At 38.0% G+C, this 24,541-nt stretch carries 17 protein-coding genes; 3 read left to right on the top strand and 14 right to left on the bottom strand.

Annotation, left to right across the window (positions count from 1 at the left end; genetic code table 11):
* Nucleotides 1-65: 65 nt before the first annotated feature.
* The 3 genes from gndA to IGK21_RS04580 form a co-directional block, all read right to left on the bottom strand.
* Nucleotides 66-1,487, bottom strand: coding sequence for an NADP-dependent phosphogluconate dehydrogenase (gndA, locus tag IGK21_RS04590; RefSeq protein WP_010738115.1), 1,422 nt, complete (start codon nt 1,485-1,487; stop codon nt 66-68).
* Nucleotides 1,488-1,696: 209 nt separating this feature from the next.
* Nucleotides 1,697-1,876, bottom strand: coding sequence for a 50S ribosomal protein L32 (gene rpmF / locus IGK21_RS04585; protein ID WP_010719637.1), 180 nt, complete (start codon nt 1,874-1,876; stop codon nt 1,697-1,699).
* 56 nt (nt 1,877-1,932) lie between these two features.
* Nucleotides 1,933-2,502 carry a YceD family protein gene (locus IGK21_RS04580; RefSeq protein ID WP_010719638.1) on the bottom strand — a complete coding sequence of 190 codons (570 nt, stop codon included), beginning with the start codon at nt 2,500-2,502 and terminating at the stop codon, nt 1,933-1,935.
* A 505-nt stretch (nt 2,503-3,007) separates the two neighbouring features.
* Here IGK21_RS04580 and IGK21_RS04575 point away from each other — a divergent pair.
* Entirely contained in the window at nt 3,008-3,910 is a 903-nt protein-coding gene (locus IGK21_RS04575) for a LysR family transcriptional regulator (protein ID WP_053765615.1), read from the top strand.
* A 255-nt stretch (nt 3,911-4,165) separates the two neighbouring features.
* Here IGK21_RS04575 and pyk read toward each other — a convergent pair whose 3' ends face one another.
* The 3 genes from pyk to dnaE all read right to left on the bottom strand — a co-directional run bounded on the left by pyk (nt 4,166) and on the right by dnaE (nt 10,515).
* Entirely contained in the window at nt 4,166-5,950 is a 1,785-nt protein-coding gene (gene pyk / locus IGK21_RS04570; protein ID WP_010719640.1) for a pyruvate kinase, read from the bottom strand.
* A gap of 120 nt (nt 5,951-6,070) precedes the next feature.
* Nucleotides 6,071-7,033: a 6-phosphofructokinase gene (gene pfkA / locus IGK21_RS04565; protein WP_010719641.1), complete on the bottom strand. Its 963-nt coding sequence runs from the start codon at nt 7,031-7,033 to the stop codon at nt 6,071-6,073.
* A gap of 167 nt (nt 7,034-7,200) precedes the next feature.
* A complete protein-coding gene (gene dnaE, locus IGK21_RS04560; RefSeq protein WP_181914883.1) occupies nt 7,201-10,515 on the bottom strand; it encodes a DNA polymerase III subunit alpha in 3,315 nt (1,104 codons plus the stop codon).
* Nucleotides 10,516-10,739: 224 nt separating this feature from the next.
* Here dnaE and IGK21_RS04555 point away from each other — a divergent pair, with 224 nt between their 5' ends.
* The gene (locus IGK21_RS04555; protein WP_010719643.1) at nt 10,740-10,928 is read left to right on the top strand and encodes a YjzD family protein; all 189 of its coding nucleotides are present in this window, start codon (nt 10,740-10,742) and stop codon (nt 10,926-10,928) included.
* Between the two features lie 272 nt (nt 10,929-11,200).
* On the opposite strand, the gene IGK21_RS04550 is transcribed toward IGK21_RS04555, so the two are convergent.
* Nucleotides 11,201-12,397: a multidrug efflux MFS transporter gene (locus tag IGK21_RS04550; protein WP_034700532.1), complete on the bottom strand. Its 1,197-nt coding sequence runs from the start codon at nt 12,395-12,397 to the stop codon at nt 11,201-11,203.
* Between the two features lie 352 nt (nt 12,398-12,749).
* Nucleotides 12,750-14,186 carry an NCS2 family permease gene (locus IGK21_RS04545; RefSeq protein ID WP_034700533.1) on the bottom strand — a complete coding sequence of 479 codons (1,437 nt, stop codon included), beginning with the start codon at nt 14,184-14,186 and terminating at the stop codon, nt 12,750-12,752.
* A 310-nt stretch (nt 14,187-14,496) separates the two neighbouring features.
* Here IGK21_RS04545 and IGK21_RS04540 point away from each other — a divergent pair, with 310 nt between their 5' ends.
* Nucleotides 14,497-15,306: a Cof-type HAD-IIB family hydrolase gene (locus IGK21_RS04540; RefSeq protein WP_301554821.1), complete on the top strand. Its 810-nt coding sequence runs from the start codon at nt 14,497-14,499 to the stop codon at nt 15,304-15,306.
* Between the two features lie 72 nt (nt 15,307-15,378).
* Here IGK21_RS04540 and IGK21_RS04535 read toward each other — a convergent pair whose 3' ends face one another.
* The 6 genes from IGK21_RS04535 to IGK21_RS04510 form a co-directional block, all read right to left on the bottom strand.
* The gene (locus IGK21_RS04535) at nt 15,379-17,532 is read right to left on the bottom strand and encodes a peptidoglycan D,D-transpeptidase FtsI family protein (RefSeq protein ID WP_010738122.1); all 2,154 of its coding nucleotides are present in this window, start codon (nt 17,530-17,532) and stop codon (nt 15,379-15,381) included.
* A 259-nt stretch (nt 17,533-17,791) separates the two neighbouring features.
* Nucleotides 17,792-18,640, bottom strand: coding sequence for a MurR/RpiR family transcriptional regulator (locus IGK21_RS04530; protein WP_034700537.1), 849 nt, complete (start codon nt 18,638-18,640; stop codon nt 17,792-17,794).
* A 361-nt stretch (nt 18,641-19,001) separates the two neighbouring features.
* The gene (locus IGK21_RS04525; RefSeq protein ID WP_181914882.1) at nt 19,002-19,856 is read right to left on the bottom strand and encodes a hypothetical protein; all 855 of its coding nucleotides are present in this window, start codon (nt 19,854-19,856) and stop codon (nt 19,002-19,004) included.
* Nucleotides 19,857-20,130: 274 nt separating this feature from the next.
* A complete protein-coding gene (gene thrS, locus IGK21_RS04520; protein ID WP_181914881.1) occupies nt 20,131-22,071 on the bottom strand; it encodes a threonine--tRNA ligase in 1,941 nt (646 codons plus the stop codon).
* Between the two features lie 326 nt (nt 22,072-22,397).
* The gene (locus tag IGK21_RS04515) at nt 22,398-22,577 is read right to left on the bottom strand and encodes a 2-hydroxymuconate tautomerase (protein WP_002287649.1); all 180 of its coding nucleotides are present in this window, start codon (nt 22,575-22,577) and stop codon (nt 22,398-22,400) included.
* 113 nt (nt 22,578-22,690) lie between these two features.
* Nucleotides 22,691-24,484, bottom strand: a complete 1,794-nt coding sequence (locus IGK21_RS04510) for a heavy metal translocating P-type ATPase (RefSeq protein WP_181914880.1) — start codon at nt 24,482-24,484, stop codon at nt 22,691-22,693.
* Nucleotides 24,485-24,541: the final 57 nt, after the last annotated feature.

The following is a 24,541-nucleotide window of genomic DNA, read 5'->3' as shown; positions in this document are numbered from 1 at the left end:
CTTTTCAGTTGACTCCAGCTCTCATGTCATCTTTTATTTTTCTTCATCTTCAAGAAGCGAAAAGATTACTCTTCATGATACCATGAATAATGGAAGATTCCTTCTTTATCTACCCGTTCATAGGTGTGCGCACCAAAATAATCACGTTGCGCTTGGATAATATTTGCCGGTAAACGTTCTGCTCTATAAGAATCGAAATAAGCAATCGCAGAAGAAAAAGTTGGTACCGGAACGCCCGCTTGGACAGCTAGTGCGACTACATCTCTTACTGCTTGTTGGTATTTATTGGTGATGTCGACAAAATAATCATCTAATAAAAGATTTTCGATATCAGAATCCTTGTCATACGCATCAGTGATTTTTTGTAAGAAACGAGCACGAATGATACATCCAGCGCGCCAGATCTTAGCAATTTCACCAAATGGCAGATCCCAACCATATTCTTTAGAAGCAACACGTAATTGAGCAAAACCTTGTGCATAACTCATAATTTTGCTGAAGTACAATGCTTCACGGATTTTTTCGATTAACTCTTTTTTATCTCCAGTAAATGAAAACTCATTCGTGCGGGTTAGCACTTTGCTTGCTCGGACACGTTCATCTTTGTATGCTGAAATGTAGCGGGCAAAAACTGATTCTGTGATCAATGGTAAAGGAACACCTAGGTCTAACGCACTTTGGCTCGTCCATTTTCCTGTTCCTTTGTTACCAGCAGCGTCCATGATGACATCAACGATTGGTTTCCCAGTTCCTTCATCATCTTTTCTTGTTAGGATATCTGCAGTGATCTCAATCAAGTAACTGTCTAATTCACCTTGATTCCATTCTTTAAAGATGTCAGCCATCTCTTCAACTGATAAGCCTAAAATGTTTTTCATCAAGTCATAAGATTCTGCAATCAATTGCATATCGCCATATTCGATGCCGTTATGAACCATTTTGACATAATGACCAGCACCATTAGGACCGATGTAAGTCACACAAGGGGCCCCGTCTTCTGCTTTAGCAGAGATTTGCTCTAAGATTGGCGCAACCAATTCATAGGCTTCTTTTTGCCCTCCAGGCATGATTGAAGGTCCTTTTAAGGCTCCTTCTTCCCCACCTGATACACCTGTGCCGATAAAGTTGATACCAGAGTTAGCTAGTTCTTCATTCCGACGAATCGTGTCTTTGAAGAAAGTATTTCCTCCATCGATTAAAATATCTCCTTTATCTAAATGCGGAAGTAATTCTTGGATGGTTGCATCCGTTGCCGGACCAGCCTTTACCATTAGAAGGATTCGACGTGGTTTTTCGATCGAATCGACAAATTCTTCGATTGAATAAGTTGCTTTAAATTTTTTGTCTGGGTGTTCTTCCACCACAGCAGTTGTCTTTGATCCAGTACGGTTAAAGAGGGCAACTGAATACCCACGACTTTCAATATTAAGGGCTAAGTTTTTACCCATTACGGCCATACCGACAACGCCGATTTGTTGTTTTGACATATGAACTCCTCCTACATATGGGATGTTCTCCCTAATCTCTATCATTATAGCTTAACATGGCGCTATTGCAAACCAAAGAAGCATATATTTTTATGACGTTGTTTCAATATTAATGGACGAGCTAGGAAAGTTTTAAAGTATCACAAAAAAATAAACCTCAAGGCTCCATGGTTAGCCTTGAGGTTTTTACATTTTCTAATTAAAATGTATTAAGCTTCTTTAGACATTACGTCCTTACCATCGTAGTAACCACAATTTGCACATACGTGATGGCTTTTTTTCATTTCACCACAGTTTGCACATTCGTTTAAACCTTTGATTGTCAATTTGTAGTGTGTACGACGTTTTGCTTTTTTAGCTTTTGATGTTCTTCTAGCTGGTACTGCCATTTTGCTACACCTCCTTGTAAAGTCTTGCACCTTAATTGATGCAATATATTCCAATCTTACGCTTTATCATCTTCATTTGATGGTTCATCAAAAAGTTCCGATAATTTTGCAAGACGAGGATCTACTTTTGTCTTGGCATCTTCTGATTTTCTACGCTCATATTCTTCTTCGGAAACGACTTCCCAATCTGTTCCTTTCGGTAGGTCAGTTGCGAGTTCTTCTTCCTCAGTTAATACGCGCATCGGAATTGCCAATAAAATGTTGTCTTCAATTGATTCTGTCAGGTCAAGTTTTGCATCTTCGATTAACAAAATCTCTTCTGCAGACAATTGGTCATCTCTGAGTTGATATTGTTCTTTTGTCATAAACAATTCGTCAACAGCAAAGTCCATCGGTAATTCAACCGGTTCTAAAGAACGCGTAGATGGAACAGTCAGAGTCGTCTGCACAGTGTAATGAACCAGATAGCCTTTTTTATCAACTGAGACTAACCCTTGGACTGCAACAGGCGCAACATCTAGTATTAAATTGTCTCGCTCCATGAGTTCCGCTTTAAGATCAAGGGTCTCATGAAATGTTAACGGTGTCTCTTGGTATTTTCTCAATTCGAGTAAGGACCATTTCATTTTTCATCACTCCTAAGCAACAAAAGCAATTATACAGGGCAAAAAGGTCCTTGTCAATGAAATTTTCTTGACACCTTACACTTCATTAAAAAACATTTTTTTTATTTATTCGTTATGTTGTCTTATTTTTATTTACGAACAAATTTCCATGGCAACCCGCAACTAATAGAGAATCCATTTTTTTAACTAAACTTTTTCTCTATTACGTGAAAGACTCTCTGTAAATTTTGACTTTTTCTCCTTATTGTTTCGTAAACTCTATGTTTACCCCAAAAATTAACTGATGATTTTTAGAATAACATTCGATCATTCCTACAGAAGAACGATTTTTACTAACCAAGAATGATAACTAACGGTATAAAAACAGCAGTTTTGATCGTTTATCCGGCTAAATTCTTCTACAAGTTGTTCTGTGGCTTACATACTTGATGGTTTCTATTTGCTCAAGTATTCAAGATGAACTACAATAAACAATATTTATAAGAAAAAGGAGCAGACGCTTGTTATGAACACACGAGATATCGAATATTATGTTCAAATCGTCAAGCAAAAGAATTTTACCAAGGTAGCCAAGTACTTTCAAGTTAGTCAACCGACGATCACTTATGCACTTAAGCGCCTGGAAAAAGAACTTGACGCAGTTCTTATCACGAGAGATCGTTCACACCACGAATTAGTGATTACCCCTGCTGGCAAACAGTTATTTATCCATGCACAATCTATCTTGCAAGAGATCAAGATGGCAAAAGCAGAGATTACGCAATTACAGAAAAAGAAATTACGATTTGGAATGCCACCAATCATTGGCAATGAATATTTCCCGAAATTATCCAGTTATTTTATTAAATCTCAGCTAATGGACCAAATTGAGATTACAGATGGTGGTTCGAGAGATTTGTATGGCATGATCCACCAAGGAAGAATCGATTTAGCGATCCTAGGCTCCACCCAACCAATTATCGATCAAAAATTAGAGATCGAATTACTTTTAGACAAGCGTTTCATGATTGTTGTTGCTCCTACTCATCCTTTCGCTGACCGACAAACGATTTCTTTTAGCGACCTAACAGCTGAACAATTCGTTTTATTGAACGAGCATTACGTTCATCCTGCAGCTTTTAAAAAGTTAGCTAAACAGGCACATATTGAACCTAAAGTTGTTTACCAAAGCAATGACTTAGCCATATTGAAAAGCATGATTCGAGAAAATATCGGGATTGGTTTTTTAACTGAAATTGCTATTCACCCTGAAGATCATCTCGTATCGATCCCACTTTCCGATCAGCTCCAGCCGCACTTTCTGATTTCACTTGCTAAGCGTACTCAGCAAATTCCGACTCCTTTACAAGAAAATGTGGTTGAGGTCATCCAACAATTTATGAAAACTCAAAAGAAGAACAAATCTTAATTGAATGGCTATTAATAGAAATGAATAATAATTAACACTTTTGAATAAACAATAAATTATGATTGGACGGTAGTCTGCTGGTCCTCTCTAATTGACACCTTAGGTAACATCAGAAAAATTTCGTTTTAAACCCGTAGACTAAACACTAGAACGATCATTCTGCCACAATGAATGTTGTCTCATGATCCCTCTAAAAATCAACAAAAAAAGGATAAGACCTAGGTCTTATCCTTTTTTGATGATCAGCGAAGCCAATTAGATTGCTGTTGTTTCGCCACGGTATACAATACCACGACGTGAGTCTACAGTTACTAACTCGCCATCAGTGATTGTTGAAGTTGCATCTTGTGCACCAACGATTACAGGAATGTCTTGTGCAATTCCTACAACTGCTGCGTGTGAAGTCAATCCGCCTTCTTCAACGATAACTGCTGCTGCTTTTTCAATTGCAGGCATATATTCTTTATCAGTTGTTGGAACAACTAAAACCATGCCGTCTTTTGCTTTTTTGATTGCTTCTTCAGCTGATGAAGCAACAACTGCATTTGCAACGACTGATTTTTGACCAACGCCTTGAGCTTCTAATAATTTTGAACCAATCATTTGAATTTTCATTACGTTAGTTGTTCCACGTTCACCAACTGGTACACCAGCAGTGATCAAGATCAAATCGCCTTCTGAAGCAAAGCCTAAGTCAACTGCTTTTTGAGCAGCTAATTCAAACATTTCGTCAGTTGTTGTTGGTTTTTCAGCAACTGTTGGGTAAACACCCCAGTTAAGCATCAAACCACGTTTTGTACGTTCGTCAAAAGTAACAGCCAAGATGTCAGCATCTGGACGGTATTTTGAGATCATTTTAGCTGTATAACCAGATTCAGTTGCAGCTACGATTGTTTTAACGCCTAAGTTTTTAGCAGCGCGTGCTACAGATAGACCGATTGTTTCAGTCACATCAGTTTTATCAAATTCGTTTAATTGGAAAGTACCTAATTCTGATAATGCATTTTCAGCTTGTTGGTCAATACGAGCCATTGTTGCAACAGCTTCTACAGGGTAGTCACCGTTTGCTGATTCTCCTGATAACATTGTTGCATCAGTTCCGTCAAATACGGCATTGGCAACGTCAGAAGCTTCTGCACGTGTTGGACGTGGGTTTTCTTGCATTGATTCCAACATTTGTGTTGCTGTGATTACTGGGATACCAGCTGCATTACATTTTTTGATAATGCGTTTTTGAACCATTGGAACTAATTCGGCAGGAATTTCAACACCCATGTCACCACGAGCGATCATTACACCATCAGAAACTTTGATGATTTCGTCGATGTTGTCGATTCCTTCTTGTGATTCAATTTTAGGGAAGATTTGAACGTGTGTCATATCTTTTTCTTCTAAAATTTCACGAATATCTAAAACGTCTTGCGCTTTACGAACAAAACTTGCAGCGATAAAGTCGATATCGTTATCTAGACCAAAACGAATATCATCTGCATCTTTAGGAGTAATCCCTGGTAAGCTGATTGAAACGCCTGGTGCATTAACCCCTTTACGAGATCCTAGCATTCCAGCATTCTTCACTTCTACAACTAATTCACGAGTTGCTTCGTCTTTTTCAATGATTTCCATATCGATCAAGCCATCATCGAATAAAATGTGTCCACCTACATGAACGTCTTCAAATAGTCCAGGGTAAGTAACAGCGATTTTTTCTTTTGAACCTACATGTTCAGGATCCATTGAGATACGAGTTTTATCTCCTACTTCAAATTTGATGTATCCTGCACGACCAAAATCAGCTTCAGTTGTGCCTTGAACAGTTGTACGAATTTCAGCACCTTTTGTATCTAAAAGGATACCTACATCTTTACCTGTTTTTTTAACTGCTTCACGGACCATTGTCATACGTGATAATTGTTCTTCATGATCACCATGTGAAAAGTTAAAGCGGAAGACATTTGCCCCAGATTCAATCAATTTAGAAATAGTTTCTACTGAATTACTTGCTGGTCCTAATGTACTAACGATTTTGGTTTTTTTCATTTTACAAAACTCTCCCATTCAATTTTGTTTATTTAAAGCTGGTTAAAGCCTAAATACAAAGATAACAAGCTATACCTATTTTTAACTATAGCTTAAATTTAAAATAACAGGCTTTCAATCTTAGAATGAAAGTGAGTTATTTAAGTCATAAAGTGATAAGTCTGGTTTGTGTTTGTTGCTTTCTAGTGTTTCGATGATATCTGCAGCGACCATTTCATTGTCGCGGATACCCACACATAGACCACCTTTACCTGCACGAAGCAAGTCAACAGCATAAGCACCAAATTTGCTTGCTAACACACGGTCACGTGCGCTAGGTGAGCCACCACGTACTACGTGTCCTAAAATGGATACACGTGTATGGTAATCACCATATTCAGAAAGTTTTTCGGCAAATTCATTTCCGCCCATTACGCCTTCTGCTAAGATGATCAAGCAATGTTTTTTACCACGATCGCGGCCTTCTTGGATTTTTTTAGCCACAGATGCCATATCAAAATCATGTTCAGGAATGATAATTTCATCTGCGCCACCGGCAACACCTGACCATAATGCGATATCGCCAGCGTTACGTCCCATTACTTCAATAACAAACGTACGAACGTGTGAAGTTGCTGTATCACGAATGCGGTCGATTGATTCTAAAACTGTGTTGATTGCTGTATCAAAACCGATTGTGAAATCAGTTCCTGGAATATCGTTGTCAATTGTTCCTGGAACACCAACAGCTGGAAATCCACGTCTTGTCAATGCCATTGCTCCATGGTAAGAGCCATCTCCACCGATAACAACTAAACCTTCGATACCGAATTTTTTCAATTGTTCGATCCCTTTTAATTGACCTTCTTCAGTCGCAAATTCAGGGTAACGTGCAGAGTACAAGAATGTCCCACCACGTTGGATTTTATCACCCACATCTGCAACATCTAGACGACGAATATCTCCTGCAACTAATCCAGCAAATCCATAGTTGATTCCATATACTTCGAGCCCTTCATAAATCCCTTTACGAACAACGGCACGAATAGCAGCATTCATTCCAGGTGCGTCTCCGCCACTGGTCAAAATTCCAATGCGTTTCATAATAATCATTCACCTCATTAAAATACTTTATCCTAAGCAATGCTTAGGTTAATAACCTTCTTTGCGTTAACCACGACTAACATTCTAACATTATTTTTAGCAATTGTCTTGATTTACTGATAAAAAAATGAAAAAAAATGAAAGCAAATAGTATATTTTACCGTAAGTTATTTGAAAACAACATTTTCTGGTTGGAGCAAGTAAGCTAATTGACTCTTCAAGCTCTTACTTCCATCGACCCAATAAGCTTCTGCCAGCACTACTTTCCGTTGATTCTTTTCATGGTACATCACGACTGGAATGTACCCAGAATGTTTCTGAAAAATAGTTTGCAATTGTTTCATCGTTTGCGGATCATCAAATTCTTCTTTGATTCGTAAGTAGCAAGTCTGATCTTGATATTGTTCTTCTAATTCTACAGGATCAGCAAAATTTTCGCCAATCAATTGCAACTCTTGGTTGTATTTACTCGTTTCTGTTCGTCCTTGAACAAAGATCACTTTATTCAACTCAAACAATGAACGAAATTGTCGATAGGATTTGGGGAATACAGTGATCGTGATTTCTCCACTGATATCTGTTCCTTCAACAAAAGCCATCAACTCCCCTTTTTTAGTTCTGATTTCACGGATATTTTTAATCATCACTAATACACTGACTGTTTGTTTCGGAATAACTTCAGTAATTAACCGGATTTTTTTAGCTAATTTCAAGCGCTCATAGCCTTCTGTTGGGTGCCCTGAAAGATAAACGCCTAAATATTCCTCTTCTAATTGCAGCTTTTCTTCTAAAGAATAGTCAGCCACTTCTTCTTCTTTTAAAGCCATGATCCCTAGGAGATCTAAGCTTCCACCACTATAAATAATGTTTTGTATTTTTCCTTCTAAATCGAGCATCAATTGTTTTCGATTCGGTGCCAATTCATCAAATACGCCCACCGCTACTAATGACTGGATCAACTCTAATTTTAGCCAGCGTTTATCTAAACGAATCAAGAATTGATCCACTGATTGATAAGCGCCATTTTCTTTTCGATCTTTTAAGATATCCTCAATGAAGTCTTTTCGGACACCTTTGATCGCAGTTAGACCAAAACGAATCTCTTCTGGATTAATCAGCTCAAAGCCATAATAGCTCTGATTAATGGAAGGTGCTGCTAGTTTTAATTTTTTCTTTCTTGCCTCAGCGATGTATTCTTTTAATTTGGTCGTATTGTGTCGAACCGAATTTAGTAAACTAACAAAAAATGCGCCTGGATGGTGGGCTTTGAGGTACGCCATTTGAAACCCAACAAATGAATAAGCAAACGCATGCGAGCGATTGAAACCATAATTGGCAAAACGTTCGATATAGTCATAGACTTCGACCGCTTTTTCTTTCGAATAGCCCTGACTTACTGCCCCACTGACAAAGTGTTCCCGCTCTTTGTCAATCACTTCTTTTTTCTTTTTACTGATTGCTCGACGCAAAATATCCGATTGGCCCAAAGAAAAACCAGCCATCTTTGCAGCGATTTGCATAATCTGTTCCTGATACACGATGACACCATATGTGTTTTTTAAAATAGGCATTAAGGAATCATCAGGATAATGGATCGTTTCTTTTCCTTTTTTGCGGGAAATAAACGTATCGATATTTTGCATTGGTCCTGGACGATATAACGCATTGACCGCCGCAATATCTTCAATTGTTTCTGGTCCTAATCGGCGTAAAACATTGCGAATACCTGCCGATTCAAATTGGAAAACCCCTGTAGTGTCTCCTTGTTGAAAGAGAAAAAGTGTCTTAGGATCATTTAAAGGAATTTGTTTCAATCGAATTTCTTTCTTTTCTACTTTTTTAATAGCTTTCAATGCGTAATCAATGATCGAAAGATTTCGCAATCCTAAAAAATCCATTTTGAGTAGTCCGATTGCTTCCACGTCATTCATCGTATATTGAGTTAAAAATGCTTCATCTGATCCTTTTTGTAATGGAACCAGATCTAATAGATTCTTATCACTGATCACAACACCCGCTGCGTGAGTCGAGACATGTCGAGGCAATCCTTCTAAAATCGAAGCTGTTTTAAATAGTAATTGATTTTTTTCACTTAACTGAACTAACTCCACTAAGGGTTTCGATGTCCGATATGCTTCGGGTAAGGTAATTTTCAACTGATTAGGGATCGCCTTTGACCATCGATTGGCTTCGCTTTGTGATAAACCAAAGACACGAGCCACGTCCCTTAACACCATCTTAGCCGCCATCGTCCCAAACGTTGCAATTTGCGCCATATGGTATTGTCCATATTTTTCTCTGACATAATTCAAGACTTCTTCTCTACGATTATCAGGGATATCCAAATCGATATCTGGCATCGTATAACGTTCTGGGTTTAAGAAACGCTCAAAAAGCAAATCATATTGCAACGGATCGACATCGGTGATCTCCAAGATATATGCAACTAATGAACCAGCCGCTGATCCTCGTCCAGCGCCAGTCACGATTTTTTCTCGATGAGCAAACGCCATGACGTCCCACACGATCAAGAAATAATCATCAAAGCCCATTTGATGGATAATCGACAACTCATATGCTAGACGCTCTTGATATTCAGGAGTGATTTCTTCGACTCGCTCTGCTAATTTTGCGTGGCACAATTCATCAAGGTACTGACCAGCACTTTTCTGATCTGGTACTGGGTAATGAGGCAGCAGCTTTTGATGAAATTGAAATTCAAAGGAAACCGATTGAACTAAACGTTGCGCACCCTCTAGCGCATCAACCAACTGTGCTTCATTAAACCGTTGGATCATTTCATTTTCAGCAAGTAAAAAACCTGTTTTAGTTTCTATCTTTTGTTGGTTGATTGCTTCCATAGAAAGTTGGCTCCCAGCTCGAAGATGTTTCATCGTCTCAAGCGCAAACAGTTCTTCTTGTCTTAAGCTGGCAATAGGTTGTAATGCACATAAGGAATAATTGTTTTCTGCTAGGAACGTTACCCAACCACTTGGTAGTTCTGAGAAACTTTCAGTGATTCCAACATAAAAATCTTGTCGACCTACTTTTTCTTTGAGTGCTTGCCAATGGGCAGTAAAGGTCTCTGTTTGATTAAATTCAGCTACCACAGAACGTTGGGGAGGAACGACGAAAATCAAATGATCTGATTCTGTAAATTCTGATAATGCGAGACTTTCTTGAATCATTTTTTTACTCGACAGCTTCATCAATTGCTGGTAGCCAACGCCATCTTTCGCATATACCAATAAATCAAAAGCTTGGGACTCATAAGTATAAGTAAGGAGCATGCCGACAATTGGCTTTATTCCTTCTTTGATACATGTTTGATAAAACTCGGGTATCCCATACAGTACATCTTGATCAGTTATTCCTAGGACTGTATAACCTAGTGCTTTTGCCTTTTGGACATAATCTTGGATCCTGATCGTGCTTTGCAACAGCGAATAGGAGGTTTTTGTATATAATTGTGGGAAAAACATGGTCATTCCACCTTTTGTATAGTTAGACAATTAATCAATGCGTTCATTTATCTACTATGAGTATAGGATAAACGACAACGCATTTGTAATCATTCTCTTTGATTTGCATTTTTATTATTTTATCACATGGACTGGTTAAATCATAAAACTTGTTTTTTTACAACTAGCTTTCTTTACATTCAGCAAAATTCTGGTAAACTAAGCTTAGAAAAGAGGTGTTCTTTATGCGATATATCGTCACATTATTTTGGTCATTTGTCTTAGGTCAAGTCGTAGGTTACATTGGTGGGGCTCTTACAAGCGGTGGCTATGATTTTACTTTAACAACGATTATTTCATTGGTTGCAGGCGTTGTTGTCATTTTACTTGGTGCATTGGCAACTCCTAGAAAAGAAGCCTCATCACATTCATAAAAGCCAAATGAGGGTGGGACGCAGTCTCATCCTTTTTATGTATTTTGATAAAATCATTTCGCTTTCCATTAACTTTTTGGAGTGGAAAAGTTAAGCCTGGGACAAAAGATCGTCCCGGGCTCTTTATCATGCGCAAAAATGAATAATTGTTGTTCCTTGAAATAAGCCTGAATTTCTCAAAACATGAGCGGTTATTTCAACAAATTCTTCCCTAGTGTCATCGGAACTGCGAGGTTTTAAAGACAGCGACACACGATCTTTTCATCATCTGATCAGAAGCGTTGCCGAAGAACTTTTCTGAAGTTAAATAAAGATAATAGGATATTAGATAAAACAAAGAGGCTTGTAGCAATGAACACTGCGCGATAGTTAAAGGCATGCGCAACCGTCGAGCCCACCATCGGTCCAAAGACTTGTCCAAAATTACTACACATTTGATTGTAACTATAGATTCGACTCACTCCTTCTGGCGGCGTGATCTTACTGATGAGTGTATTGATGGATGGCATTAACGCTCCCGTCGAAAAACCAAGAATAAACCGTAAGATCCCCAACTGTAAAGGGGTCGCTACAATAGCCATGGGCAAGTAGCAACAAAAAGATAAGGTTAGCCCTGCAAGCAGTACTTTTTGGTTCCCTATTTTATCCCCTAATTTCCCTAGTTTAGGAGATGAAAAAACTGCAGACACACCTGAAACCGAAACGATTAACCCACTAACAAATAAAATATTTCCTGAATTCCCGCTTAGCTCACGAATATATAAGGTCAAAATAGGACTGATAGTTGTGATACCAATTTGAAGAATCAAAGTGGTCACAAATAATCCGATCAGAATGGATAAATGATCCATTTTGGCAAAGATTTCTTTTGTACTGATCATATCATTTTTTTCTACTGGTTGAAAATCTTCTTTTACCAAGAAAATGGTTAAAAGTGTTGTTACAAGTAATAATACCCCAGTAATCAAGAAAACATTCTCCATACCAAACCACTGTGCCAGCGCACCTCCCATAGATGGCCCAATCAAACTGCCGGCAATCGCTCCAGTCGATAAAGTTCCTAATGCCCAACCACTTTTTTCTTTTGGCGCTTGTGAAGCAATCATCGCAGTCGCGTTAGGAATATAACCTGATAAAATGCCATTTAAAAAACGCATGACCAGTAACCAATACGCATTGGGAACAAAGGCCAACGATCCCATCGTTACCGTCATCCCTGCGGCAGCTCGGATCATCATGAGCTTTCGTCCTTTACGATCTGCCAAATTCCCCCATATTGGCGCTACGATAGCTGAAGCAAAGGCAGTAACAGATATCGCTAGACCGGAAAACAACTCAACTTGATCACTTGGTGTACCCAATTGTTCTACATATACAGGAATAAATGGCATAACTAAACTAAAACTAGCCCCTGTAAAAAAGCAGCCGATCCAAGCCACGAATAAATTTTTCTTCCATTGTATCTTCATTGATCATCCTCATTTCTTTATGTTTCTTTGCAAAAAATTTCTTTTTGAAACAGCATAAATTATGTATTGTTACTATATAGACGAAAGGTTTTGTTCCGAGCAGTACTATCTTCTACTTATTTACTATCTTAACAGTGAAAATCTTATGTTACAAAAAAACACTCTTAACAACTATATAAAATCGTTAAGAGTGCAAATACTACTTTTTTCGAATCATTCAAATGGTGATGGCAAAAAGCGTTTTTTCTTATTAAATTTGTGCTACTTTTTATTGTAAACTTACTCATGTTGCTGTTTCCTGACTTTTTAGCTGGTTCTTTAAGAAAATAGTTCAGCTACCAGTTGGGCTGGTTTACATCGTTGCTAAAATAATAAAGTTAAGGATAAACAAGACCACAACGATCCATAATGGAATTGAAATTTCTTTGAATTTCCCTTTGATTACTTTGACGATCGTGTAAAAAATGAAGCCGACAGCAATCCCATAAGAGATGCTATAACATAATCCCATAAAGATTGAAGCAAAGAATGCTGGTAGTGCTTCTTCCAGGTCAAGCCAATTGATATCTGTGAATGAAGCCATCATCATCACACCAACTAAAATCAATGCAGGTGCAGTTGCTTGAGTTGGAACGATAGAAATCAATGGTGAAAAGAAACTACTTAATGCAAATAAGACTGCAACCACTACTGAGGTCAAACCTGTTCGTCCACCAGCACCGATACCTGCAGCAGATTCTACATAAGTCGTCGTATTTGATGTTCCAAAGATTGCTCCTACAGATGTCGCAATGGCATCGGCAAAGAGCGCTTTATCCATTTTTGTCTTGAAACCTTTGCCATCTTCTAATGCTTCTTCATCTTCTTTTGAGAAGATCCCCGTACGGCGACCTGTTCCAATGAACGTCCCAATCGTATCAAATGTATCCGATAAACTAAACGCAATGATTGTCATGATTACTTGTGGAATCTTTGAAGAATCACTAAATAATGATTGCATCCCCTCTGGTCCAAAAGCAGCACCAAAAGTCGTGCCTAATTCTTTGAATGAACTTCCTAATGAATTAGCTTGCCAATCAATCGTACTTAAATCAACGACCCCCATCATAATCCCTAAGATAGTGGTTGCCACGATCCCGATCAACATCGCACCACGAACATTTTTTACCACCAGGATCGCTGTTAAAATCAAACCGATCACAGCTAATAAAATCGGTGCATTATTGAAGTTGGCTAAAGCTGGAACGATCCCACCATTGATTGTGACATTCGTTGCCTTGCCTCCGTCAACCACCGAACTAGTGATTGCTGCCTGATCAGCTGAAAAAGAGAGAAATCCTGCATTTTTGATCCCAACATAAGCGACAAAGATCCCGATCCCGCCTCCAATCGCATGTTGTAGACTTTCAGGAATGGAATGAATGATCAATTTTCGTATTTTGGTCACAGTAATAAAAATGTTGACCATCCCACAAATAAAGACCATCGCTAAAGCTTGTTGCCAAGAATAACCTAATCCAAAAACTACTGTAAAAGTAAAAAAGGCATTTAATCCCATTCCAGGTGCTTGCGCATACGGTACATTTGCAAACAACCCCATTACCAAAGTACCAATGATCGAAGCGATGATTGTTGCTAAGAACACTGCCTGAAAAGGCATCCCTGATGCTGACAAAATGGTTGGATTTACAAATAAGATATAACTCATTGCAAAGAATGTCGTAACCCCAGCCATGATTTCTGTTGGTACATTTGTCTTATTTTTCTTTAATTGGAAAAACTTTTCCATAAAAAATTTCCACTCCCTGAATTTTTTTGACGTAAAATCAAATAATAAAATAAAATAAGTCAACTATTCCGTTTACGTCGAACAATTATTGATTATAATTATAATTCGTTCGCTTTTCAATAAAATCATTAAAAAAAGCAATAAAAAAATGCTTAATGTTCGTGTTTTTCCTTATAAATGGTTATTGAACAAAATGTATCCGTTCTCTTTAATTTAAAAAAGACTTCTTTTTCCCTTACATTTGCACCTTGTTAAAAAAAATATATGTGCTAGACTGAAACACATACTAGCATTGAAAGGAATGACATTTTTGAATAGAAAGCTCATTGCCATTGATTTAGACGGAACAACTTTAAATCCGGATTCAATCATTACTTCAAAAACTGAAGAAACATTAAAAAAAGCGATTAACGCTGGTCACCATGTCAGTATTGCTACTGGGCGCCCCTTCCGAATGAGTTATCATTATTATCAGCAATTAGGATTGTCTACACCGATGGTCAACTTTAACGGTGCTTTAGTACATATCCCTAATCAATATTGGGCTCATGAAAAAGAAACATCGATCGATAAACGCATCGTATTCGAGATTTTAGCTCAAAAACGCCAATTGAATTTAGATTTCATTGCTGCAGAAAATCGTGAAACTTATTTTATTGACAGCTTTGATTTTTTTGATGAAAAAATTTTTGCTGCATCAAATCCTAGCCCTCAAAATTTATTATCGCCTAAAAATCTGACAACTGATCCAACCTCTTTACTGGTTCGAACAGAAAAATGCTATGCTGAACAAGTTTCAGCTGAATTAACCCGTCAATTCGGTCATTTTGTTGATGTTCGTACTTGGGGAGGACCAATGGCCATTTTAGAAATCGTTTCTAAAGGAATTGAAAAAGCCAAAGGCGTTCATCGCATTGCCAATTACCTTGATATCGATCAAAAAGATGTCATTGCTTTTGGTGACGAACATAACGATTTGGAACTATTAGAATATGCTGGCTGGGGAGTTGCAATGAAAAATGGTACCGATCAATTAAAAGGCGTTGCTAACGATGTCACTGAACACACCAACCAAGAAGATGGCCTAGCTACGTATTTAGAAGACTTATTAGCCCTTTAAAATCAAAAAAATACCGTTCCAGAGAAAACAAATTGTATTTCTCTGGAACGGTCTTTTTAGTTGTTGGTCTTTTTATTTTGCCATGAACATATCGTAGTAAGTGTCCATGATTTCTTTTGCAATGACTAGATTCATATGATCTTTTTCATCTAATAAGTTCGGTAGAACGACACTAATTGCAATTTGTGGGTTATCACTCGGACCATAGGCCACGATATTACTATTTACTGTGGTAATATCTGGATGACCTTCAGCTACAGTTTCGGCTGTACCAGTCTTAGCAGACAAATCCATTTTTGCACTAGCTAAAGGTTTAGCTGTCGTATACGCATCTGTTCCATGAACAACTTGATGGAATCCTTCACGAAGGATCGACATATCAGCTGGAGAAATATCAACGGTATCTTCGACTTTTGTTTCCAGCTCTTTTTTCACCGGACCAAGGTTCCCATTTTCATCATTTCCATAGATTCCCTTGACTAAACGAGGTTGGATTCTCTTACCACCATTGGCTACAGTTGAAGCATATTGCGCTAATTGGATCGGTGTATAGGTATCAAACTGACCAAAAGCTAAGTCAGTAAAGTTACCTGGTGTGTACCATTGAGCACCATTATCTGCATTAAATTTCTTCATAAAATCAACAGAACGAGAAATCCCTGGTGATTCATTTGGTAGATCAATCCCAGTTTTTGTTCCTAAACCAAACTGTTTGAACGCTTTACGTAATTCTTCATAGGCTTTTGACTCTTCATTTAATGAAGGAAGTCCCATATTTGGTGTATATTCCAATCCCAGCATTTTCAACGCAACTTTGATCATATACGTATTCGATGATAGTTCAAGTGCTTTGACTGCATTGATTGCAATACGCCCGCTTCGGTTAAAGACCGAGCTCTTTTCAGAAGAGCCTTGTAATTTGATTGGCTCATCGACTAATACTTGGTTACCTGAGATCACATTCGTTTGCCAACCAGCAGTTAACGTACCTGCTTTGACTACTGACCCTGGAGTAAAGGCGCTAGTAATATTCCCCAAAGCATTTTCTGTCAACTCTTTGGACCCTTCTTGGTGGCTAAATCCTGTCATAGCCAATATCTCACCGGTTTGTGGATTCATCGCTACTGCATACGCCCCTGGCGAATAAGTTGCTTTTCCACTATCCACTAATTTTTGGTAGTTTGTCTTTAAGATATTTTCGACTTTGGCTTGGAAATCAGCGTTAAGAGACAACATGAGGTTGGACCCTTTTTCACCAGCAAAGATTTCTTTTTGATTCGTTACATTCCCATTACTATCGAGGGTTACTTCATATTGGGTTTTTGTTCCTTGTAAAACATCTTCATATTGCTTTTCAAGGTAACTTTGTCCCACACGATCATTACGAGAATAGCCTTTAGCTAAGTATTCATCTACTTCATCAGCTGGTAAACCTTGTTTTTCTGTTGTCACACTACCTAAAATACTTTTGATTGAGTCAGCAGCCGTGTATTGACGTGTCCAGTCGGTTCCTGTGGATACTCCAGGTAGTTCTGAAGCATGTTCGGAAACAACCGCTAATTCTTGATCAGTCACACCTGAATTTTTGATAAATACCGTGTTCAACTCATACGCACTATTCATGCGTTTAAAAATCGTCGCGATTTTTAATTGTTCTTCATTGAAGTTGATTTCACTATCGGTTACTTTATCAACTAACGCTTTGTATTGATCGCTGGAATCAAGTTGTTTTTCCTTTGCTGTTAAGCGTTCCGTTGCTTCTTTCAAATGCTTAGGATCAGCTAACCAAAAGTCTTTTTTATCTCGTTCAGTTAAATTTTCATCAACTGGCACATTGATTAATTGATTTAGTCTTGTCGCTACTTTAAGCAGATCCTCTGCCGTCATTTTTGTTCCTCTGGTGAAAGTAATTGCTTGATTCGCTTGGTTCGTCACCAATGGTTTACCTGTCGAATCGTAAATCATCCCCCTCGGAGAACTGGTTTGGATCGTTAGTGTCGATGATGATTTCACTTTGGCTTCCATTGCTTCGCCATTAACGATTTGTAGATAACCTAATCGTGCAATCAATGCGACGAATAATGTAAATATGATGAAAAAAAGAAAATTCAACCGAAAAGGGACATGTGAACGTCGAAATGTTTTGTTTTTCGGCTCTTGTGCACCTTTTTTCAATTTATCCATCCATGAATTGTTTAATAGTTTTTTCATAAACTCTCTCATCATTCCTATCTTTTTCCTACTTACGGTTATGTTTCATTGTACCTAAATTTCTTGAAATAAAAAAGAAGAAACGAAAATCACTAATAAATTCTTTAACTTATTTCAAGTTGATATTCTTTTTTTGTTTCACAGGATAAAATCGTGTCAAGTTTTCAAACAATTCAAACCTTTAAAAAATAAAGTTTTTTATTTAATTTATCATTTTCTTATCGTGAAACACAACAAATGATATTTTTACTGTGGAAAACTTTTTATAATGCTCTTACCGTTTTGAACCAAAGTATCCTTTAATTACTTGTCTGGTTTCACGAACTTTTTCCCCCAACTGTTCATTCTTTGTCATATATAAATAAAAAATAATATCGATAGTAACAAACTGAGCCAGCAAAGAATTTGTAGCAGCGCTTCGATTGGTAATTTCCTTTGGACGTGAGGTTTGTACAACAACATCCGCCAACTTACTTAAAGGATTATTTCCAAATTGCGTTAAAGCAATTACCTCAATGCCTAAATCTTTTGCGATTTCTCCAACTGCTACGACATCCGCGCTACTACCAGAATTGGAGACTAACCATAATACTTTTTTGGTTTCATTGCTTACTAATTGAGGAAGTAAAACATGGATATCTTTTTCAAAAATAATGGGTTTGCCTACTCTAGACCATTTTTGCAAAATGTCTTCCACCACTAAAGATGAAGCGCCCACGCCATATAGAAAGACTGTTTCAGCACTTTCTAGAGTCTCAACCACTTCTTGAATTTTTTCTTCATTTAAAATGTCCACCGTTTCTTTGATTGCCACTTGCGCATTATTTCCCAAAATGTGTTTGATCGAATAAAAAGATTCGTTTGGATGAATATCACTGAAGCCTTCAACGATACCGGTTTGTAACTCGGTCGAAATATTTATTTTGAAGTCAGTCAAACTTTGAAACCCAATTTTTTTAGAAAATCGGACAACTGTGGGCGCACTTAACCCAGCAGCTTCTGCTAACTCGTTCGCAGTCATCGTGGGAATTTTTTCTACATTTTTGATGATATAATCAGCGAGCTTTTTTTCAGTTGAAGAATACTCCTCCATCATGCTCTCAATACGGCTAATAACGCTCATTTGTCTCACTTCCTTTTTCTCTTCCAGTCTAGCTAAGTATACCATATCCCACTAATAAGATCGTGACGTCTGACAAGAAAATTTTGTCATCATCTGTAAATAAATGTTGGAGAAAAAGTATGAGGCTAAAAAATAATTGATGAGGTTCGGCTACAGCAATAGAGCCCAAGGCAAGCCTTGGACTCTTAGATAAAAGATTAATTTTTCAAGAAGAATGGACGATTGCAGCTCCTGGTTATCCTACCATTCATATGATAGTTGCACACTTTATCATGAAAATTTTGTTGTCTCACGTTGAATACTCTTGATAGAAGTCACGAGTATTTAACTCTAATTTATAAATGATGTCATGACAGAACTTTTAGAGTTGGTGTTCCGCATGTGCTGCTCCTAATTGATTCCTAGAAGTTGAGAAGTTCATAGCATGTTGGATTTTCTCACTTATTTGTGCTAGTCTTTCTTCCTTAGTATTCTCGAATGGTTGTATTGATCGACTGAAAAGTTGTTCTGGCATATTATTTCTATTTGACGATCTTGCTAATATTTGTTCCATTGTTAACAACACTTGTTTTTCTTCATATTTTTCTTGCTGTATTTTTTCTACTACTATTTTGTTTAGGTCTTGATTCCTCATTTTTTGGCTATTGGAATATAACAGTCGGTTGAAAAACTGCTTAAACAAATTTTTTCTGAGACCAAGTTTAGTCTGCTCTTCATTTCTTTGTTTCATTTTGATTTTCGTTATAGGTAAAATATTCTCCATTTCAGTCTTAGCACGAGGAGCTATTTCGATTTGATTCGTAAAATTACTTTTATGAGTAATCAAAGTTGTTTTGAACGCACGAATTTTTGTTGCCATTCTTTTCCGATCGTTTCTTATGTAACTGATCATTTTTGTTCTGAAAGAGCGGTCAAGCTTATGGATTTCCTGGTAAGTATTATTCAGTACTTTCTCAAGCGTAGAAAAATCTCGCCTAATCAATTCCAACATTCGTTTAGCGGGACCAACGGACTTCGAATTTTTTTGATTCGTGGATTTATGTTGACTCCTTTGTTTAATCGCATGTTCAATTTTTACGATTAAATTTACTGCTAAGTTCTTTTTTTTACGATTGGCTTGTTTTGACTGCATTTCGTTTGTTTGCTCGCTTAACTCATTTTGAGCTACGTTATTTCCTTTTTTATTTAGCCTTTTATTTGTAAAAAAAGTTCCCATTTTCAGCCCTCCTTTTTTCCTTTTCAACCTAATAATAGCATAAGATGAAAGGCTTGCTTATTCATCTTTTCGTAATTTCAGAAAAAAAGATTCTCATTATCGCTTTGTTGTTTCAAATTGCATGCTTTAGCTTTGACTCTTAAAAAGATATGGGAGAAGCGTAATAATCCGCTTAGTAAAAAAACGATGGTATCAAAAATCGTTTTCGATTTTCGACACCATCGGTTTGATCTTACATTCTAGGGTAGTCAAGTCACTTTTCCGACTATTGAAATTAACCTTGTCTACTATAATTTTGGACTTCAGCAACCATCGCATCAACGAACATGTTGAGATCTTCAACTGAAGTTTCTTTGCTTCCATATCGGCGAATATTGACCGTTGCATCAGCTACTTCTTTATCACCAACGACTAGTTGATATGGTATTTTTTGTGTTTGTGATGCACGAATCTTATAACCCATTTTTTCATTGCGGTCATCTACTTCGACACGTAGACCTTTCATTTGTAGACGTTCCTTGATTTCATAAGCATAGTCACTATGCGCTTCAACTGAAACAGGAATGATTGTTGCTTGGATCGGTGCTAACCAAGTTGGGAAAGCTCCTTTGTAAACTTCAGTTAAATAAGCAACAAAACGTTCCATCGTTGAAACGATCCCACGGTGGATAACTACTGGACGATGTGTATTTTCGCCATCTTCACCAACATAAGTTAAATCAAAGCGTTCTGGAAGCAAGAAGTCTAATTGGATCGTTGATAATGTTTCTTCTGTTCCTAAAGCTGTTTTGACCTGAACATCCAATTTTGGACCATAGAAAGCAGCTTCTCCTTCTGCTTCGAAGTAATCCAATTCCAATTCATCCATTGCGGCTTTTAACATCACTTGCGCTTTTTCCCACATAGCATCATCATCAAAATATTTATCCGTGTTGTTCGGATCGCGATAGCTCAAACGGAAACGATAGTCTGTAATATTGAAGTCAGCGTAAACTGCGACCATCAATTCCAACGTACGTTTGAACTCATCTTTGATTTGATCAGGACGTACAAAGGTATGCCCATCGTTCAATGTCATTTCACGAACACGCTGTAAACCTGATAGCGCACCTGATTTTTCGTAACGGTGCATCATGCCTAGTTCAGCGATACGGATTGGTAATTCGCGGTAGGAATGGATCGCATTTTTATAGACCATCATATGATGCGGACAGTTCATCGGACGAAGAACTAACATTTCACCATCACCCATATCCATTGGTGGGAACATGTCTTCTTGGTAATGATCCCAGTGACCTGATGTTTTATACAATTCTACATCTCCCATGATTGGTGTGTAGACATGTTGGTAACCTAAGCTGATTTCTTTATCAACGATATAACGTTCAATTGTTCGACGAATCGTTGCACCTTTAGGTAACCAGAATGGTAAGCCTGAGCCAACTTGTGGTGATACCATAAATAGATCTAGTTCTTTTCCTAACTTACGGTGGTCTCTTTCTTTTGCTTCTTCACGTAGACGAATAAATTCTTTTAAGTCTTTTTTATCAAAAAATGCTGTCCCATAGACACGTTGCATCATTTGATTGTTTGAATTTCCACGCCAGTAAGCTCCAGCTACAGATAATAGTTTGAAGACTTGGCTACGACCGGTTGATGGGACATGTGGTCCACGGCATAAATCGATAAATTCTCCTTGTTGATAAGCAGTGATTACTTCCTCATCTGGTAATTCACTGATCAATTCTACTTTATAAGGATCACTTGCAAAGATTTCCAGAGCTTCTTCTTTAGAAAGAACTTTACGTTCGATCGGTAAGTTTTCTTTCACGATTTTCATCATTTCTGCTTCGATTGCTGGAAGATCTTCGGCACTGATTTGGTTTTCCCCGTTGTCTGTGTCATAGTAAAATCCTGAATCGATTGCTGGTCCGACACCGAAATGGATATTTGGGTACAAGCGTCTCATAGCTTGTGCCATCAAGTGTGCGGTTGAGTGACGTACCAATGCTAATGCATCTTCGTGGTCAGGTGTAACGATCTCGATTGATGCATCTTCTTCGATCCCACGATTCAAGTCAATCAATTGACCGTTCACTTTACCGGCTAATGCTTTTTTAGCTAAACTTTTGGAAATACTCGCAGCAATCTCAGCAGTCGTGATTCCCGCATCAAACTCTTTCACTGCGCCATCTGGAAAAGTAATTTTTATCATTAAAATAGCCTCCTTTGATTTTTTGATTGAATGAGTTGACACCAATAAAAAAGTCCCAGCACCTCATAAAAGAGATACTAGGACGAAAGATTCGTGGTTCCACCTAATTTCGAACGTTTACACGTTCCTTGAGCGTTATAACGGTACGACCGCCTTTGTTTCAACAAAGGTTTCGAAAGTGGTCCTCCTTTGGTTTTCTTCTGGAAAAGTTTCAGCCTGGCTTTTCCTCTCTTATCGAAGACTCTCAAATTCAGTTGTCTTTCTCATCAATCAACTATGTGTTTATTTAACCACTAATAAAAAGAAAAATCAAGTGTGGGTGTGACTTATTTTTTCCATTCACCATTTACACCATAAGTGCCTTTTTTCATTTCATTGATAATCACATGGATATGTTCTTTTGGTGCTTGGGTATTTTTATGAACAGCTTCTGTAATATCTTTCATCATATTTTCTAATTGTTCTGGACTACGTCCTTCAACTAGTTCTACGTGTACAAATGGCATTGTCTCGTCTCCTTTTAATGATTGCTATCTTAAATGTAAGTGGTCTTTTCAACCCTTCTTCTATGCTATGATCATACCGCAAAAAAAGCAAAGAGAAAAGGTCTTTTCTGATGTTACGTGTGGGATCGCTCATTTTTAGCCCGCAACGCACTTAAAATCGAAACAGTGTCTACCACTTCTTGGAGAACCGCTCCAAACAAAGCGGGGATTACACCCGTACTAGCAACCAGCATTAAAAAAACACAAATAAAAATACCGATTAAAACAGATTGTTTCGCTACTTTCATCGTATCTCTGGAAATCGTTATAGCAGTAGCAACTTTTGTCAAATCATCTTTTAGTATCACCGCATCAGCACTTTCGCTAGCTGCCGTTGATCCGTGTGCGCCCATGGCTATTCCAACATCTGCGATCGTCAAAGCTGGAGCATCGTTGACCCCATCGCCCACCATCGTTACGGGACGTTCACTTTCGGGAATACTCTCAAGGATATTCAATTTGTCCTGCGGCAAACAACGAGCATGAACAGCCGTGAGCCCAACCTCCTTTGCAATTGATTCAGCGATAGCCGGTCCATCCCCTGTGATCATCATCAAATCCGCTACACCCATTGTTTTCAATTGTTCAATCGTTGCTTGTGCTTCTGGACGCAGCACGTCTGAAAATAAGATCGTACCCGAAAAATGGTCATCAATTGCAACATAGATAGCTGTTTTAGTAGATTGGCTTTCTTTGGCACCGACAAATGAAGCTCTGCCAACTTTAACGAAATGTCCATCTACTCTAGCTTGTATTCCTTGCCCCGTGATCTCTTTTAATTCATTCACTGGCAATAATTTTTCGCTATCGACTTCATGGACTAGTGATCGGGCTAATATATGACTTGATTCTTGTTCGGCACTTGCCGCATAGACCAAGAGCATTTCTGATGTTACACCAGCTTCTGGATGAATACTTGCTACTTCGAGGACCCCTTTAGTGATGGTACCCGTTTTATCAAATGCAACTGTCTTGGTTCGTGCTAATTTTTCCACAGCAGTTCCTGTTTTGATGACGATTCCGTTTTTACTTGAACGACTCATTCCAGCCACTAAAGCAATCGGTGCAGCTAAAATCAAAGGACAAGGTGAAGCAACAACGAGAACTTCTGCGAAACGAACAGGATTCTTCGTGACCCACCAGGAAATACCTCCGATCAAATAAGCGATCAATGTAAAAGGCACCGCATAGCGATCCGCTAAGCGAACAAAATGAGCTGGTTTTTCTTTCGATTCTTCGACCAATTTAATAATTTGTTGGTATTGACTATCAGCTGCTCTTCTTTCAACGATCATTTGAACGGAACCGTCCCCATTGACTGAGCCAGACATCAGTTCATCGCCTGCTTTTTTTAATACAAGTTTGGCTTCACCCGTTAATGAAGACTCATCAAATTGCGACTCACCTTTCACTACCTTTCCGTCAACGGGCACTAATTCTCCTGGTTTCACCACTAATAAATCATTGATCTCAACAGCTTCTACTGGAATATCTTTCAATTGGTCATTCATCAATTGATGCGCTGTGCGTGGTGTATTGTCCAATAACGTTTGCAATTCTCGACTAGCTTTTTTATTGGCATAGTCTTCCAAACTGTCTCCGCCAGTCAACATGATCAGGATCATCAAACTGGCCCAGTACTCTCCTACCACTAATGTCGCAACAATCGCTGTGATAGCAAGAATGTCCACACCATATTTACCTGAACGTAATGTTTTAATCATCTCAATAAACATAAAGAAAGCCAAAATGCCACCCGTGATCGCGATAATCAGAAATGCAAGTGTGGGTCGTTTAAAAATAAATTCGCAAATAAGTGCCGTCATTCCAATCAAAACGGTGATTGAAAATTTTTTAAAATGTGTCATATTGTTCACTCCCTACAATTTTAGGATACTGACTTAGAACTAGAATGAAAACTATTT

The organism is Enterococcus sp. DIV1421a, from assembly GCF_051711025.1.
Lineage (GTDB): Bacteria > Bacillota > Bacilli > Lactobacillales > Enterococcaceae > Enterococcus_B > Enterococcus_B hirae.
Note: the sequence above shows the minus strand (reverse complement) of the source record. Positions and strands in the feature narration are given on the sequence as shown.

Excerpts from the sequence above, each read along its gene's own strand:
- IGK21_RS04545 (WP_034700533.1), bottom strand. The coding sequence starts at position 14,186 with ATGGAAAAGTTTTTCCAATTAAAGAAAAATAAGACAAATGTACCAACA.
- pyk (WP_010719640.1), bottom strand. The coding sequence starts at position 5,950 with ATGAAAAAAACCAAAATCGTTAGTACATTAGGACCAGCAAGTAATTCA.
- IGK21_RS04530 (WP_034700537.1), bottom strand. The coding sequence starts at position 18,640 with ATGAGCGTTATTAGCCGTATTGAGAGCATGATGGAGGAGTATTCTTCA.
- IGK21_RS04580 (WP_010719638.1), bottom strand. The coding sequence starts at position 2,502 with ATGAAATGGTCCTTACTCGAATTGAGAAAATACCAAGAGACACCGTTA.
- gndA (WP_010738115.1), bottom strand. The coding sequence starts at position 1,487 with ATGTCAAAACAACAAATCGGCGTTGTCGGTATGGCCGTAATGGGTAAA.
- IGK21_RS04510 (WP_181914880.1), bottom strand. The coding sequence starts at position 24,484 with ATGACACATTTTAAAAAATTTTCAATCACCGTTTTGATTGGAATGACG.
- IGK21_RS04535 (WP_010738122.1), bottom strand. The coding sequence starts at position 17,532 with ATGATGAGAGAGTTTATGAAAAAACTATTAAACAATTCATGGATGGAT.
- pfkA (WP_010719641.1), bottom strand. The coding sequence starts at position 7,033 with ATGAAACGCATTGGAATTTTGACCAGTGGCGGAGACGCACCTGGAATG.
- dnaE (WP_181914883.1), bottom strand. The coding sequence starts at position 10,515 with ATGTTTTTCCCACAATTATATACAAAAACCTCCTATTCGCTGTTGCAA.
- thrS (WP_181914881.1), bottom strand. The coding sequence starts at position 22,071 with ATGATAAAAATTACTTTTCCAGATGGCGCAGTGAAAGAGTTTGATGCG.
- IGK21_RS04575 (WP_053765615.1), top strand. The coding sequence starts at position 3,008 with ATGAACACACGAGATATCGAATATTATGTTCAAATCGTCAAGCAAAAG.
- IGK21_RS04550 (WP_034700532.1), bottom strand. The coding sequence starts at position 12,397 with ATGAAGATACAATGGAAGAAAAATTTATTCGTGGCTTGGATCGGCTGC.
- IGK21_RS04555 (WP_010719643.1), top strand. The coding sequence starts at position 10,740 with ATGCGATATATCGTCACATTATTTTGGTCATTTGTCTTAGGTCAAGTC.
- rpmF (WP_010719637.1), bottom strand. The coding sequence starts at position 1,876 with ATGGCAGTACCAGCTAGAAGAACATCAAAAGCTAAAAAAGCAAAACGT.
- IGK21_RS04515 (WP_002287649.1), bottom strand. The coding sequence starts at position 22,577 with ATGCCATTTGTACACGTAGAACTAGTTGAAGGACGTAGTCCAGAACAA.
- IGK21_RS04525 (WP_181914882.1), bottom strand. The coding sequence starts at position 19,856 with ATGGGAACTTTTTTTACAAATAAAAGGCTAAATAAAAAAGGAAATAAC.